The organism is Halomonas sp. Ps84H-12 (assembly GCF_024124725.1).
Taxonomy (GTDB): Bacteria; Pseudomonadota; Gammaproteobacteria; order Pseudomonadales; family Halomonadaceae; genus Vreelandella; species Vreelandella aquamarina.
Genome location: NZ_JAMXSJ010000002.1, coordinates 156535 through 170539, shown reverse-complemented (window position 1 = coordinate 170539; position 14005 = coordinate 156535). Strand labels below are relative to the sequence as shown.

The window sequence follows — 14005 nt, the reverse complement described above, 5'->3', positions numbered from 1 at the left end:
GACAGCCCGGCGTGGCTGGTGAGGGTGCGGCGACTGGCGCGGAACTTTATGTTGGGCATGGCACTGTCTGGGTGAATGGCGATAATGGCTATATTGCCATGCAGGTCAGTGGGTTAGAAGTGCTTCCGGGGGGCGGTCTCACGGATTCAGGATTCAGGTCACGCTCAGACCCATATCCCTTTGCTGCGAGTCCACCACAGATCAGAAAGGGGATATTCCTATCTCCCAGTAACTCCACAATCCACTGGGCTGCTAATTGATGCACGGCTCCTCCTTTTGCGCATAACGCCAGTGGTAACGGGCGACAACAGAGCGCAGCGTAGTTGGCGTCCCGTTGACCACCTTGTTAACTTTTGAATCCGAACTGACTGTACTGGTAAGCCAAGTCCGAGTGATTTTCACGAAGCCAATTTACATCTGAATCCCAGTGGGAGACGGCAACCTCATAACCTTTTCGCGAGCGTCTCTGATTCGCAAGCATAGACAAATGGCTTCGAATCTTAGAAAACCTTTTACTGGTACCAGGCTCTCCCCACTCTTGGGCATATTGGCGAGGCACTACTGAAGGGATTTCTGCATACCAAGTAAAGTAGATGATCTCGCGCCGCAGGTGTTCAGGCAGTCCATTCGTTTTGCCGACTTTGTATCCAAAACAAGCAAGTGGTGAAAACTCATGCATGGATTTAAACGCCCCAGGGTTCTGCTGGTATTCAGCTTCAAACTGAGACAATGCTCTTTGCATGTGTTTCGGTAGCGGCTTCTGCATCTCCCGCGAGCGCCTTGCCTGTAATTCCGCATGCTTTTCAGCGTATTCTCGTTCCCTTTTCTTTTTCTCAATTTGGGAAACAATCCAGATATAGGCCGCAATGATCAGGATGACTAGTAGGAGTAGGTCCTCAAACTCCATAACTTAAAGTCTCCTTGGGGCTAGCTGGCGAAAGTTAACGCCAGAGCGCACCGGCGCACTTTAGTGCGTCCGAGTGACGCGAATTGTTATATCGCTGACTCAATGGTCTCGGGGTATACGAACCCCTGTGTTGTAGTGATTGGGACTCGGTTAGGATGACAAAACACATCATGCTTTCCTATGTTGTTGTCGGCTGTATAGGACCAATCCAGTTCCGCGATAACTTTCTTTTCATTCAGCTGCTCGATTTCACGACATTTGTCGGCCACTATATTTGTGACATTGTAGACAAACTTATACATATCAAAACCTAACTCATATACTACACCATCTAGCTTTAGGCTTGGCTTATTACAAAAAACCTCCAAATTTGCTAGCAAATCGGCGGTATAATCAAAAAGCTCCGATATGGCAGCCATCTCTTTATCTACAAATGCCTTCTTTTTGGCGTAATTTCTGTTGCTCTTTGGCAGTGAGTTCTTATCAATAAATGACTTTACGCTTTTAGCGAATGTCTCGAGAGGAATAATTAGATGCTCTGCGTGGCTAATGATCACATTCCGCTCAACATAAACTTTCAACCTAATTTCTTCCACATCGCCAACATGATGAAAATAGTTCCTGATGAGCCGAAGAATTTTGAACTCCGGATACCCTTTAATATCGCAATCAAATTCTTCTTTGAGTCGGTCGGCAGTCGTGTGAAGGTTGTTAAGAAATGTGTAGAGCGTATTCGAATCCCTACCCTCAGTCTCCGTGAGGTCCAATAGCTCATATTGACTATGAAAGAATCGGTCTATGAATCTGTAATTTTCCATTGGTCTCTATTCGATATAACGCCAGCCAGCATGCGCGGCTACGGAATGGAGGCGAAGCCGCAATGCAGTAGGCGTCGCGTGCCTGGCCTTGTTATACACTGCTGAAAAACTTTTCTTCAGCTTCCGATACATATTTTGTGTAGTACTCAAGTCCGAGTTGAGCAACATCCAGCGGAGCAGGCCAAACTAGCTTGGCGCCTTTATGTTGCGACGGAGGGTTGTACCACTTGCTGCCATCTTTGACTGGCAGCAGTTCCACTCTGTTTGGAAGATTCTCAATGACCAATGGCTTGTTGCCGCGATACTCAACAAGCTGGCCATCTTTAATCTCTAGGCGTTCAATGTGTGTGACTCCGGGGCCACCTTCTACATACATAGAACTCGAAGCTGCCTTTTTGTCCATGTTTTCTTGAATGGAATGATGATCTGAATTTCGTGCGTGTTTCAGATACTTTAAGAGAGGGTCTTTTCTTCTCTCGTTCGCGTACTGTCCCTGCCATGGTTGGAACTTGTTTCGAATGTGCTGACAGGCTCTCTCGACTTTAATCCAGCACTTCTCAATTGCGGTGAGATAGGCCTTCCATTCGTCTTCTAGATCCTCAAGCGAGGAGGCCTGCCCCATGCGCTCGATCGCTCTTTGTGCGGCGACCAGCTCTCGCTTCGCATGGTAAAGAGGTGCTTTATCCTGCGCACTCATTTGGCCTCCTCTTCTGTATAACGCCGCGCACACCGGCGCGAGCTTGCGAGCGTCCGACAGCCGAAGGCTGTGTAGTGCTGCGCTTGGTTATGAGTTTTAGTATTGATACCAGAAAACTTCTTTGGACTGAAATGTTTCCATGTCAATGTAAATGCCTCCGTCGCCATCAAGCACACCATGGCCTTCTCTTTTGGATTGGGGTCCAATGTATATAAAACAGCCACCTTCGTCACGATATAACACACCGTCACGCGAAAGTGACTTTGACGGGATGTAGCGAATAGTCTCGGACTCCAGATCTTCGAGAACCGGGGCTATATTCTCAAGGATTTCGGAGCGATGCTGCTCATCCACACGACAATAGTTTCCTGTGCTGGCGCAACCTGCCAGGCATAGAGCCGTCAGTAGCGCTATTCCTCTATGCATACTCATAACGACCATGTTCAACGGCGCATTTATGCGTCCGTTGCGACTGCTTGTTATGGCGTGCTGCCAGGCTCATTTTCGGTCCTTCAATGTCTGGTAAACCTTCCCTTTCTCTCGTTTACCAACGACAAGGACATAGATGACTAACTCCCCATCCACCACTTCATAAACCAAACGGTAGCCCGCTGATCGTAGTTTGATTTTGTACACGGAGCTGTAGCCTCCAAGCTTTGCCGAAGGCACTCTTGGATTAATAAGGCGCTCCTCCAGTTTCTTCTTGAACTGACTTTTTACAGGAGCGCTCAGCTTCTTCCATTCCTTCAGTGCTGATGGTACAAATTTCAGCTTATAAGTCATCCAGTGACACCGCGATGGCTTCTGCGCGCTCACCACGGCGCTCTTCGACCAGCTTGCCCAGTTCGTAGTCCTCAATCATTTCCATAATTGCTTCATACGTATCTGCAGGTATGAGGTATGCAGCAGGCTTGTTATGGTTCAAGACAGCAATTGGAGAGCCACTGGCCTGGGACAGTAGTGACGATGGGTTTTTCTTTAATTCTGAGATGCTTACAGAAAAATCTGCTAATACTTGGCGCATAAAAACCTCATATATGGTCTATATAATGGTCATATTTTAGGTCATTTATGTAGGTTTGACTAGCGGGAAATTGAGCCATAACAGTGATTATACGCCCTGCCATGAAACCTCAATGAACGTGACATCACAATGACTGAGGTTTCATAGCCACCAAATTGAATCTACCTCATTGATTCTACAGCGTGCAAAGAGAATTTTGGCGATGTAGCCAAAATTCGCGGGCTTGCGCGTTTTGCTCGCCTCAATAATACTGTTTTTAAATACAGCATTATTAAGGCATTCTCCCATGAAACTGATGGAACGCGTCAAGGCAACCATGAGAGTCAAGCGCTATAGCTTACGCACCGAAAAAACCTATTGTTACTGGATTCGATTTTACATTCGGTTCAATGATTTACGTCACCCTGCCACGCTAACAGGTCATGAAGTACGGCAATTTTTGGAGTATCTGGCAATCGAAAGGCACGTGGCAGCGGCTACACAGAATCAAGCACTCAATGCCATCGTCTTCCTTTATCGCCATGTGCTGGACCAACCGCTTGGCGAGATTGGTCAATTTAGCCGAGCTAAGCGCCCTCAGCGCTTACCAGTGGTGCTTTCTCATCAGGAAGTAATGGAGGTATTTCAGCGCTTGTCTGGCTCTATGCTTCTCATGGCCTCACTGATGTACGGCTCAGGTTTACGTGTCTCCGAAACCTGTCGGCTTCGCGTCAAAGATATTGATTTCTCAAGGCAAATCATCACGGTGTATGCAGGCAAAGGCAACAAAGACCGCACCACGCTACTGCCGCCTTCTTGCGTCCAGCCATTACATACGCATATACAAATGGCAGAACAACAACTGAACGCTCGCCTTGAAGCCAACGCTACTCCTGTGTCACTGCCATATGCTCTAGGACCGTAAATACCCGAACGCGGGTATTTCACTTGCATGGCAGTGGCTTTTCCCTTCCTCCAGGCCTTGCTTCGATGAGAGGGGGCGCGTCGTTCTACATCACATTCATGCCTCTGCCGTCCAAAAAGCCGTCAAATATGCCATGCGCTCATCTTCTTTAACACGCCCTGGCTCATGCCACTCTTTGCGGCACAGTTTCGCCACTCAGCTACTAAGCCAAGGTACTGACATTCGCACTGTTCAAGAGCTGCTGGGCCATAAAAGTATCGAGACCACCCAAATATATACCCATGTGCTAGGCAATGGGTTTGCGGGTGTCAGAAGTCCATTGGGTTAGTGAAGGGCAGTTATGCTTCCATGAAGCCCGTGTGTTCGATCAAGCTAACGCCCCTTGCATCTCCCCCTCTCGCCTCCTACACTGCGCTGAATACTGCTTGACGGGGTGCCGGTGGAACCGGCTGAGATCGCTATACGGCTGGCTGCTGCAGCAAGTCGTCACGGCGGGGCCCGTTGAACCTGATCCGGCTAGTACCGGCGTAGGAATCAAGCGGTGGTTGGGGTGCGCCGTGTTCACCTGATACCTTGCCCCAACTCACTCTCCCTTCGCCCGTGCGCCGGTTCGCTGTACCACCGGAGGCATCATGGGCTACCGCTTTACCGATCTCACCACCGCTTGCCAGGACGATTGGCGGGCTTATATCGAGCACGATTTCGTGCGCCAGCTGGGCAACGCCACGCTGCCTGATGCGTCGTTTCGCCACTACCTGAAGCAGGATTATCTGTTCTTGATTCACTTTGCCCGCGCCTACGCGCTGGCCGCTTACAAAAGCCCCACCCTAGCGGATCTGCGCCAGGCCCACGAGGGCCTGAAAGCCATTGTGGATGTGGAGCTGGGCCTGCACGTGGGCTTTTGTCAGGAGTGGGGGATTTCCGAGCAGGAGCTTGCCGAACTCCCCGAAGCCCGCGCCACGCTGGCCTACACCCGCTATGTGCTGGATACCGGCAACCGCGGCGACCTGCTCGACTTGCACGTAGCGCTGGCCCCCTGCCTGGTGGGCTACGGCGAAATCGCCAACTGGCTGAACGCGCAGCCTTCCACGCTGCGCGGCGCGCAAAACCCGTTTGATGCCTGGATCGCCATGTACGAAGGCGAGGAGTTCCAGGCCGCCATGCAGGCGGAGCTTGCGTGGCTCGATGCCCGCTTAGCGGATGTCACCCCCGCCCGCTTTGCTGAGCTAAGCAAAATCTTCCGCGATGCCACCCGTCTGGAAATCGACTTCTGGCAGATGGGTTTAGACCTTTCTGAATAATCTCCTACAACATAGAGCAACCGTCATGACCAAGACCGTCAAAAGCAACACCGCACACTTTTTAGCCGAAACCGCCCAGGTCGATGCCGCCGCCGTGGCGCCGCTGCCCGGTTCGCGCAAGGTGTACGTGGAAGGCTCGCGGCCGGATATTCGCGTGCCATTTCGGGAGATCACCCTCTCGCCCACCAAAACCAGCGGCGCGGATGAGCAGAACCCGCCACTGCTGGTGTACGACACCTCCGGCCCCTACACCGACCCCAGCGCCAACATCGATTTGCGCCAGGGCCTGCCGGAGCTACGCCGGGCCTGGATCGAAGAGCGCAACGACACTGAGTTTCTGGATGGCCCCACCAGCCAGTACGGCCAGCGCCGCGCCAACGACCCCACCCTTGCCCAATTGCGCTTTGATTTAAGCCGCACACCCCGCCGGGCGAAAGCGGGCAAGAACGTGACCCAGCTGCACTACGCCCGCCAGGGCATCATCACGCCGGAAATGGAGTTCATCGCTCTGCGGGAAAACCAGCGCCGTCAGGCGTTGGGAACGGCAGAAGTAGAGCGCATTCTGGGCCATCAGCATGCGGGCCAGAGCTTCGGCGCCAGCATTCCGGAGGAGATCACGCCGGAGTTCGTGCGCGATGAGGTGGCCCGTGGGCGGGCGATTATTCCCAACAACATCAACCACCCGGAAAGCGAGCCGATGATCATCGGTCGTAACTTCCTGGTGAAAATCAACGGCAACCTGGGCAACTCGGCGGTCACCTCTTCCATCGAGGAAGAAGTGGACAAGATGACTTGGGGCATCCGCTGGGGCGCGGACACCATCATGGATCTCTCCACCGGCCAGAACATCCATGAAACCCGCGAGTGGATCATCCGCAACTCGCCGGTGCCGATTGGTACGGTGCCCATCTATCAAGCGCTGGAGAAGGTCAACGGCATTGCCGAAAACCTCACCTGGGAGATCTTCCGCGATACGCTGATCGAGCAGGCGGAACAGGGGGTGGATTATTTCACCATTCACGCCGGGGTGCTGCTGCGCTACGTGCCGCTCACCGCCAACCGCGTCACCGGCATTGTCAGCCGTGGCGGCTCCATCATGGCAAAGTGGTGCTTGTATCACCATCAAGAGAGCTTCCTGTATACCCACTTCGAGGAGATCTGCGAGATCTGCAAGCAGTACGATGTGGCGTTCTCGCTGGGCGACGGCCTGCGCCCTGGCTCTATTGCTGATGCAAACGATGAAGCACAAATGGCAGAGCTAAAAACCCTGGGCGAACTGACCCACATTGCCTGGAAGCACGATGTGCAGGTGATGATCGAAGGCCCCGGCCATGTGCCCATGCACCTTGTTAAAGAGAACATGGATAAGCAGCTGGAGTACTGCGACGAAGCGCCCTTCTATACGCTTGGGCCGCTGGTGACGGATATCGCCCCCGGCTACGACCACATTACCTCTGGCATTGGGGCGGCGATGATTGGCTGGTTTGGCTGCGCCATGCTCTGCTACGTGACGCCGAAAGAGCACTTGGGCCTGCCCAATAAAGATGACGTTAAAACCGGCATTATTACCTACAAAATTGCTGCCCACGCGGCGGATCTCGCCAAGGGCCACCCAGCAGCACAGCGTCGCGATAATGCACTCTCCAAGGCGCGTTTCGAGTTCCGCTGGGAAGACCAGTTCAACCTGGGGCTAGACCCGGACACCGCCCGTGAATACCACGACGAAACCCTACCCAAAGACTCCGCCAAGGTAGCCCACTTCTGCTCCATGTGCGGGCCGAAGTTCTGCTCCATGAAGATCAGCCAGGAAGTACGTGACTACGCCAATGAGCACGGCCTCAACGGCGATCAGGAAGCGGTAATGAAGGGTATGGAGGAGCAGGCGGAGAAGTTTCGCCAGAAAGGCAGCGGGCTGTATCAGGAAGTTTAAACTTCACCTCACGCTATCAAAACAGCACCCCGTCGAGAAGACGGGGTGCTGGGGTAACGGGATTAGGCTATTGGTCACATACTCCATACGTCCTGGGTCGGGAGTAGCCACAAGATACCTAAACAGAGTATCGCGGTGACCTGAAACACCGCTGTCAATTGCCAAATCTCGGCACCAAGCCCGGCAAGGGTGGGCGATATCAGTTGACCTGCAGAAATAAGAAAGAAGGTTAGACCAAAGCCAGTGGACGGAGCTTCTGGAAAGCAACTGACACTCCAAATACCGTATAACGCCGTAATAAGAATAAACGTAGCGCCAAACAAAACCGCCGATAGCGTTAGCATCAGTATCCCGTCACTCGCAATGGTGAGTAAAGCTATCGAGGCAGCTATGGCCAGCGTCGCCCACTTCAATGCCTTGGTCAGTCCAAAGTGAGTCACCAGTTCTCCGGCCAAGCCGCCCGCCACGCCGGCAATGCCCACGACAATCCAGAATATCACCCTACCTGTATCAGAAAGGCTTTTTTCTCCCGCGATCAACTCAACAGAGAACGTCCAATAGATTGAGGTTACCAGCCCGAATAGAAGCGCACCCAGCAGTAGGCGACGCACCGAACTATCTTTCAACTTGCGTCTCACAAGGGTAAACATAGGCTCCTGGGAGGCGCCCGGTTTCACTCTGTTTGAGAGCTCATGATTAGGCGCATTGCCCGGCATTATAAAAAAATTCCACAGCGTGGCGATCAGCGCGATAAATGCAAAGCACAACCAAGCCAGTTGCCATTGAGGGCCCGCAATAAGGGCCAATGGGCCAGAAACCATCACCCCAAAACTGGTGCCGGAATTTATAATGGCGTAATAGCGGCTTTGCTTTTCAGCGAGACAGAGTTGCTTGATAGCATCAGAAAGCGGTGGATACGCCAGGCCTGGACTACAACCGGCAAGCGTCACCCCCAATGCTAACCATACCGGGTTACCCGCCAGCGCGACCAACAGCATGCCCAGCGTTGCGGTCATGCCACCCAATATAATCGGCATACGCGGATTAAAATGGCGAACCAGCAGCGGACTCACCAACGTGGCCAGCAGATACCCCAGATAGGAGGCACTGCCAATCGCACCGACGGCCGTTTGGCTTAAATTGAAATCATCCCTGATAGCGGGCACGAACAAGCCATAGGTATAGCGCGACAACCCGTAGGTAGATGCCACAATTAACAAGCCCGCGCCGACAATATTGAAGGCAGAGTTACGCACTAGTAAGCTGGAGAGAACCATATTTCAGGCCTTTCAATTCCGCAGTGTTAATTGATAAGCGACAGTTTGATCGCCGCTAAAAAACTCCTTAACTATTTGAAAATCATTTTCTTTTTGGCGTGCAGCGCGAAACTTATCCTTAGTATATTTAAGGCAACAGTTTGTAAGCAGGTAACGATGATGATCAAATAGCTTATACGGTATGACTGTGGCTGCAGTCATTACTGGACCTAGCTCAGTCTCAATTGGTGTCAGGAAAATCCTATGTTGACCTGCTGGCTTAAGCTGAGCCCGTTCGCAGATTTTTTGGGAAAATTGTTTCATTGGTTGTAAGCTATAAAAATCAATTATTGGTTTCCAGCCAGCCAAACTAGAAAGCTGCATCTCGGAAAGCAGCAAATCACCTTTGCTAGTTAACTTTTTAAGTATCCTCAACATTTTCCTGGGCAGTTCATTTCCTTCTTGAAATCCCATCATAGTAACTACTGTAATACCGTCATGAAAGCCGAAACTGGAAGACTGCAATTCGTTGTAATCGTTAATTTTATAACTAAACCGTTGTTTACCGACAACCGGTTCCAACGCCAAACGCATGGCTTTCTCTGACTCTGGATTAATATCCAAACCAATATAGCTTGTTAAATCCACACCATTTCCAATTAATCTTTTTATTATAAGCTCTGTTTTATAGGGCTCAGGACCAATTTCAATGTAGCGCACCGAAGCGCCATTGACTTTATGAGAAATGTAATCAGCTGTACTTATTAAGCCATCATGAAGGGAAGCATTTCCGGAACGATCAGCACATATCCCGTTGCCACTTACAGCCATTTTATTGAGTGCTGCCATATACCCAAAGACATCTTCTAGAGATGAGCTACCTGCATCTCTGTCATTCTCTGATATTGAGTATTTGCTAGCATTACTAACAGTATCAATCTGATCAGCAGATAAGGGAGTAAAACAACCCAGAGAATCTCGAACAATAACCTCCAGGTTATCTTCATATTCTGTACCATTCATAGGACTGCTCCACTACGATAATGAGAAAGAGTTTTCATAGACGTCTTCATTGCAGAGTCAATCGGCCAATCCTGCATAAAGTTTTGCGCTTGAATAATGGCACCGTCAAAAAGTGAGTAAATAGTATTCACCAACTCGTCAAATACCTCGGGCTCCATCATGGGCCGATATTCATTCAGCACATTATTGGCGACAACTTGTCTTACACGCTCTTTGTGATCACGCACGAGAGCCCTAACCGGACTCTTTTCATCGCTGAATTCCCCAGCCATATTAATAAAGCCACAACCACGGTAGCCTTCTTCGCGAATCTGGTCGTACCACATGGTGTACATAGCGGAAACCCGCTTCTCAGTTAGTTGATGCTGAGAAATTCGCTCAGTTAGCTGTTCAATCCAGCGTTCTTCGCGCTGCCTAAGCCAAGCCATGGCAAGGGCCTCTTTGCTAGGGAAATGCGTATAAAAACTGGCCTTAGCAACCCCCGACTCGCTGATAATCTGATTAATTCCCGTAGAACAGTAACCTTGGCGAAAAAACAAACGACTGGCAGCCTCAATAATGCGTTCGCTAGGCCGTGAGAGTGAAGATGGATTATGCGTCACTATTAAACACCTCCGTACAGACAGGTCTGTCTAAAACCTAGATGCCAATATCCTGAGAGTCAAGACCTAAACGAAAATCAGGAAACGTTGATGGGAAGCATGGGCGATGGATGAACTGGCAGAGACATTTCGCTAGGTAAGGAAGGTAGCAAAAACTGTGCCCATTCGTACTATAAAAGCGAAACTAGTCAATGTTTTTGGAATAATGGTGTTTGTACCATCACCAGGAGAGCTTCCTTTACACCCACTTCGAGGAGATCTGCGAGATCTGCAAGCAGTACGACGTGGCGTTCTCCCTCGGCGATGGCCTGCGCCCCGGCTCAGTGGCGGATGCCAACGACGAAGCGCAGATGGCAGAACTCAAGACCCTCGGCGAGCTGACCCATATCGCCTGGAAGCACGATGTGCAGGTGATGATCGAAGGCCCTGGCCATGTGCCCATGCACCTGGTGAAAGAGAACATGGATAAGCAGCTGGAGTACTGCGACGAAGCGCCCTTCTACACCTTGGGACCGCTGGTAACCGATATCGCCCCCGGCTACGACCATATTACCTCGGGCATTGGTGCCGCGATGATCGGCTGGTTTGGCTGCGCGATGCTCTGCTACGTCACGCCCAAAGAGCACCTGGGCCTGCCCAATAAAGATGACGTTAAAACCGGCATTATTACCTACAAAATTGCTGCCCACGCGGCGGATCTCGCCAAGGGCCACCCAGCAGCACAGCGTCGCGATAATGCACTCTCCAAGGCGCGTTTCGAGTTCCGCTGGGAAGACCAGTTCAACCTGGGGCTAGACCCGGACACCGCCCGTGAATACCACGACGAAACCCTACCCAAAGACTCCGCCAAGGTAGCCCACTTCTGCTCCATGTGCGGGCCGAAGTTCTGCTCCATGAAGATCAGCCAGGAAGTACGTGACACCTACCGCGACCGCACCCCGGAAAACGCCAGCGAAAGCGATGCCGAAGCAGTGAAGCGCGGTATGCAGGAGCAGGCGGAGAAGTTCCGCCGGGAAGGCAGCGCGCTGTACCAGGAGGTGTAGCCCTGTGACACCCCAACCGGAGCCATCATGGGCTCCGGTTGTTCCTTTTGCGCAACAAGCATCACTTTTTCTTCTTGTTCTTCTTGGCCCCTTCCTTGGCATCGCCTTTGCCTTTGACTTCGGCTTTGCTGCTGCCGGTGGCCTTACCGGCGGCTTCTTTGGCTTTCCCGGCGGCTCTTTTCAGCGTAGTGCCTCGTTAAAAAATTACCTCAACTACTTTTCGAGCAGGCGAGTAGGTTCCCAGCGGTTGAGCAGATAGTGCAGACAAATCATCACCGATAGCGTGCCGATCAGCGCTATGCTCATGGACGAAAAGCGATACAGCGCGCTGTAGACCAAGTCCTGCTGTGGCCCCAAGGACTGGCCGAACAGAATGCCCATGGTGGTGAGCCCGCCAAACCCGATGCCGGAACCGCCGCCTTCCAAGACGTGCTCCCGCGCAAACAGCATCAAACCCAGCCAATAAAGCATAATCACCAGCAGAAAGTGGTGGCTTTGGGTGTAGAGCGCCAGCTGCATCACCAGCGCGAGGTTACAGCCCAAAAGCGTGCCCACCGCGCGCTTGGCCGCCGACACCTGCGCGCCAAAGTAGCCCAGCGTAAACAGAATCAAGATGGTGGCCATTTGCGCCGAGAGCGACCCGCGCAGATCGAGCACCTGAAACACTACGAACGAAAGCGTGGCGGTGATGCCGCCAATCAGGGTTTCATGGCGGATTTGCGCCGTCGATTTGCTGCCTCTGGGTGGCGGTTGGCGGGGTTCCCTATCGGGGAACAGGGTGTACATCAGCATGGCGATGAACACCGCCAGCACACTGGCCATGAGGTTGCTGGCCAACAGGTCGCTCAAATCCACACTGGGGTAGCTGGCGAAGTGCAGCAGTATGCTGAGCGTCAACACGCCGTTGGCACCAAACAGAAACAGCGGGCCTTTGGCCATCAAGTTGAAACGCAGCAAAAACAGCCCCAGCACCACCAGCGTCATCACCACGGGCATGTGTTTTAACAGCCCGACCACCAGGCTCACCTCCAGCACGTTGAGGCTCACGTTGGAGAGAAACTGGCGAATGATCGAGCCATTCAACACCGGCACCAACCCCAGCAAGAACATCGGAAAGACGGTAAAGAAGACACCGTAATTCCAGCCCATCAATTGGCTGATGATGAACCCCAAGGTGCCGCCGCCCGCGACCCGCAGGCACTGGCGCAGTCCGTTTTGGCTAAGTCCGCTCTGGCTAAACCCATTCTGACTGAGCGCCGAGGAAGCGGGCACTGAGCGCGTAGCGGATGTTCCCGTACGCGAGGTTGATTGAGTAGGCGATTTAGTAGACATAATGAAGCCAGCTCACGAGCCGAGCCTGCAGCCAGGCAAACGGCTTGGCCAGCGCGTGCTCGCCGGGCACTAGCTGCACCGTGGCCCGCGCGCCGCTGGGTGGAAGCTCGTCCAAAGGCTCGTCCAGCGCGATGTGAATACGCACCCGCTGGGCATCGCGCACCCAGCGGTCGGAGGTCGGAATGTCCACCAGCTGCCCGTCGGCCACCTGCTGCCCTTCCCGCACACCGGCATCGAACGCGCTCACGTGGCCTGCCAACAGTCGTCCCGGCAGCGCATCGAACACCACCGTTGCTTCGTCGCCTTCCTTCACGTGGCGCAAGCTTTTCTCGCGAAAATCGGCCACGACGTCGACACGGCTGGCCACCAGCGCCACGGCGGGCTGGCCGGCCTGTACGTAATCCCCCGGCTGTAGCTGCAGGTTGGTGACTTCGCCCGCCTCCCGCGCTCTTACCGTGGCACGGGCCACGTTTAACTCGGCTTGGGCGAGCGCATTGTCGGCCTGGCGCAGCCGCAGGTTGGCGTCGCCCTCTTCACCTAGCTGCACTTCTAGGCTATCGATTTGCGCGCGGGCAAACGCCACGGCAGCTTGGGCCGTATGCTCGGCGGCCACTTGCTGCTCGTACTGCTGGCGGGAGATGCCCTGCCGCCCTAACAACGCCTCAGCGCGGTGGCGCTCACCGCTGCGTTCTTCGAACGTGGCTTGAGCTGATGCCAGCGAGGCTCGCGCCGCCGCCAATTCGGCGGTTAGCCGAGCGTTCTCCTGCTCGGCCTGCTCGCGATTCAGCGCAGCCTGCTGGCGTGCCAGCTCGAACGGCGTCGTATCTAGCTGAAACAGCACATCGCCCGCGTTCACCCGCTGATGGTCCCGCACCACCACGTCTTTCACCGGCGCGCTGAGCTCCGGCGCAATACGCGTCACGGGCCGCATCGCGCGCGCTTCCGGAGTCATGGGCATAAAGCTATCGGCGAGTAAGAAATAGACGAACAGCACTACAAACGCCGCCAGGGCTATTTTCACCCAGCGGGTAAATCGTTGATCAGGGGTCATGGGTATTACTCGTTCACTGGCCCCCAAGCGGTCACGTGCACTCGGGGTAGCGTTAGATGGAATACCTTAGTCTAACAAATTTATTAGCACGCTAACAATAATCGTAAAAAAACCCCG

The 14005-nt window shown here is 53.1% G+C and carries 15 protein-coding genes, 1 pseudogene and 1 riboswitch; of the genes and pseudogenes, 5 read left to right on the top strand and 11 right to left on the bottom strand.

Annotated features, from left to right (window positions below; translation table 11 throughout):
- Nucleotides 1-346 precede the first annotated feature (346 nt).
- From NH344_RS01825 to NH344_RS01800, 6 genes are all read right to left on the bottom strand, one after another.
- Entirely contained in the window at nt 347-907 is a 561-nt protein-coding gene (locus tag NH344_RS01825) for a hypothetical protein (protein ID WP_253027467.1), read from the bottom strand.
- 86 nt (nt 908-993) lie between these two features.
- Nucleotides 994-1674 carry a hypothetical protein gene (locus NH344_RS01820; protein WP_253027465.1) on the bottom strand — a complete coding sequence of 227 codons (681 nt, stop codon included), beginning with the start codon at nt 1672-1674 and terminating at the stop codon, nt 994-996.
- Nucleotides 1675-1816: 142 nt separating this feature from the next.
- A complete protein-coding gene (locus tag NH344_RS01815) occupies nt 1817-2422 on the bottom strand; it encodes a hypothetical protein (RefSeq protein WP_253027463.1) in 606 nt (201 codons plus the stop codon).
- 96 nt (nt 2423-2518) lie between these two features.
- Nucleotides 2519-2776 (bottom strand): hypothetical protein, encoded by a 258-nt coding sequence (locus NH344_RS01810; RefSeq protein ID WP_253027461.1) that lies wholly within the window; start codon nt 2774-2776, stop codon nt 2519-2521.
- Nucleotides 2777-2920: 144 nt separating this feature from the next.
- Nucleotides 2921-3205 (bottom strand): type II toxin-antitoxin system RelE/ParE family toxin, encoded by a 285-nt coding sequence (locus NH344_RS01805; protein WP_044629030.1) that lies wholly within the window; start codon nt 3203-3205, stop codon nt 2921-2923.
- Complete coding sequence (locus NH344_RS01800; RefSeq protein WP_044629029.1) at nt 3195-3446, bottom strand: type II toxin-antitoxin system prevent-host-death family antitoxin; 252 nt, start codon at nt 3444-3446, stop codon at nt 3195-3197. The genes NH344_RS01805 and NH344_RS01800 overlap by 11 nt, the downstream gene beginning before the upstream one ends.
- A 286-nt stretch (nt 3447-3732) precedes the next feature.
- Here NH344_RS01800 and NH344_RS01795 point away from each other — a divergent pair, with 286 nt between their 5' ends.
- The 4 genes from NH344_RS01795 to thiC all read left to right on the top strand — a co-directional run bounded on the left by NH344_RS01795 (nt 3733) and on the right by thiC (nt 7581).
- Complete coding sequence (locus tag NH344_RS01795) at nt 3733-4350, top strand: phage integrase N-terminal SAM-like domain-containing protein (protein WP_290443928.1); 618 nt, start codon at nt 3733-3735, stop codon at nt 4348-4350.
- 16 nt (nt 4351-4366) lie between these two features.
- Complete coding sequence (locus tag NH344_RS18240; protein ID WP_338107211.1) at nt 4367-4678, top strand: tyrosine-type recombinase/integrase; 312 nt, start codon at nt 4367-4369, stop codon at nt 4676-4678.
- Between the two features lie 91 nt (nt 4679-4769).
- Nucleotides 4770-4901: riboswitch (TPP riboswitch) on the top strand.
- An 81-nt stretch (nt 4902-4982) separates the two neighbouring features.
- Nucleotides 4983-5651, top strand: a complete 669-nt coding sequence (gene tenA / locus NH344_RS01790; RefSeq protein WP_058575970.1) for a thiaminase II — start codon at nt 4983-4985, stop codon at nt 5649-5651.
- A gap of 25 nt (nt 5652-5676) precedes the next feature.
- Nucleotides 5677-7581: a phosphomethylpyrimidine synthase ThiC gene (thiC, locus tag NH344_RS01785; RefSeq protein WP_044629027.1), complete on the top strand. Its 1905-nt coding sequence runs from the start codon at nt 5677-5679 to the stop codon at nt 7579-7581.
- Nucleotides 7582-7655: 74 nt separating this feature from the next.
- On the opposite strand, the gene NH344_RS01780 is transcribed toward thiC, so the two are convergent.
- Genes NH344_RS01780 through NH344_RS18235 form a run of 3 tightly spaced genes read right to left on the bottom strand, consistent with a single transcriptional unit; the run spans nt 7656 to nt 10462 of the window.
- Complete coding sequence (locus tag NH344_RS01780; protein ID WP_052509929.1) at nt 7656-8858, bottom strand: MFS transporter; 1203 nt, start codon at nt 8856-8858, stop codon at nt 7656-7658.
- A gap of 12 nt (nt 8859-8870) precedes the next feature.
- On the bottom strand, nt 8871-9860 hold the full coding sequence (locus tag NH344_RS01775) for a hypothetical protein (protein ID WP_253027459.1): 990 nt from the start codon (nt 9858-9860) through the stop codon (nt 8871-8873).
- Nucleotides 9857-10462, bottom strand: a complete 606-nt coding sequence (locus NH344_RS18235) for a TetR/AcrR family transcriptional regulator (RefSeq protein ID WP_058576283.1) — start codon at nt 10460-10462, stop codon at nt 9857-9859. The genes NH344_RS01775 and NH344_RS18235 overlap by 4 nt, the downstream gene beginning before the upstream one ends.
- 206 nt (nt 10463-10668) lie before the next feature.
- Between NH344_RS18235 and NH344_RS01765 the strand changes: the two are divergent.
- Nucleotides 10669-11505, top strand: a pseudogene (locus NH344_RS01765) (phosphomethylpyrimidine synthase ThiC); the annotation flags it as partial.
- A 213-nt stretch (nt 11506-11718) separates the two neighbouring features.
- Here the strand turns inward: NH344_RS01765 and NH344_RS01760 are convergent.
- Together NH344_RS01760 and NH344_RS01755 are read right to left on the bottom strand one after the other, a co-directional pair.
- Nucleotides 11719-12837, bottom strand: coding sequence for a DUF2955 domain-containing protein (locus NH344_RS01760; protein ID WP_253027458.1), 1119 nt, complete (start codon nt 12835-12837; stop codon nt 11719-11721).
- Nucleotides 12827-13888 (bottom strand): HlyD family secretion protein, encoded by a 1062-nt coding sequence (locus NH344_RS01755; RefSeq protein ID WP_253027457.1) that lies wholly within the window; start codon nt 13886-13888, stop codon nt 12827-12829. Before NH344_RS01755 ends, NH344_RS01760 begins: the two co-directional genes overlap by 11 nt.
- Nucleotides 13889-14005 lie beyond the last annotated feature (117 nt).

Excerpts from the sequence above, each read along its gene's own strand:
- NH344_RS01825 (WP_253027467.1), bottom strand. The coding sequence starts at position 907 with ATGGAGTTTGAGGACCTACTCCTACTAGTCATCCTGATCATTGCGGCC.
- NH344_RS01815 (WP_253027463.1), bottom strand. The coding sequence starts at position 2,422 with ATGAGTGCGCAGGATAAAGCACCTCTTTACCATGCGAAGCGAGAGCTG.
- NH344_RS01805 (WP_044629030.1), bottom strand. The coding sequence starts at position 3,205 with ATGACTTATAAGCTGAAATTTGTACCATCAGCACTGAAGGAATGGAAG.
- NH344_RS01800 (WP_044629029.1), bottom strand. The coding sequence starts at position 3,446 with ATGCGCCAAGTATTAGCAGATTTTTCTGTAAGCATCTCAGAATTAAAG.
- NH344_RS01795 (WP_290443928.1), top strand. The coding sequence starts at position 3,733 with ATGAAACTGATGGAACGCGTCAAGGCAACCATGAGAGTCAAGCGCTAT.
- tenA (WP_058575970.1), top strand. The coding sequence starts at position 4,983 with ATGGGCTACCGCTTTACCGATCTCACCACCGCTTGCCAGGACGATTGG.
- thiC (WP_044629027.1), top strand. The coding sequence starts at position 5,677 with ATGACCAAGACCGTCAAAAGCAACACCGCACACTTTTTAGCCGAAACC.
- NH344_RS01780 (WP_052509929.1), bottom strand. The coding sequence starts at position 8,858 with ATGGTTCTCTCCAGCTTACTAGTGCGTAACTCTGCCTTCAATATTGTC.
- NH344_RS01775 (WP_253027459.1), bottom strand. The coding sequence starts at position 9,860 with ATGAATGGTACAGAATATGAAGATAACCTGGAGGTTATTGTTCGAGAT.
- NH344_RS01760 (WP_253027458.1), bottom strand. The coding sequence starts at position 12,837 with ATGTCTACTAAATCGCCTACTCAATCAACCTCGCGTACGGGAACATCC.
- NH344_RS01755 (WP_253027457.1), bottom strand. The coding sequence starts at position 13,888 with ATGACCCCTGATCAACGATTTACCCGCTGGGTGAAAATAGCCCTGGCG.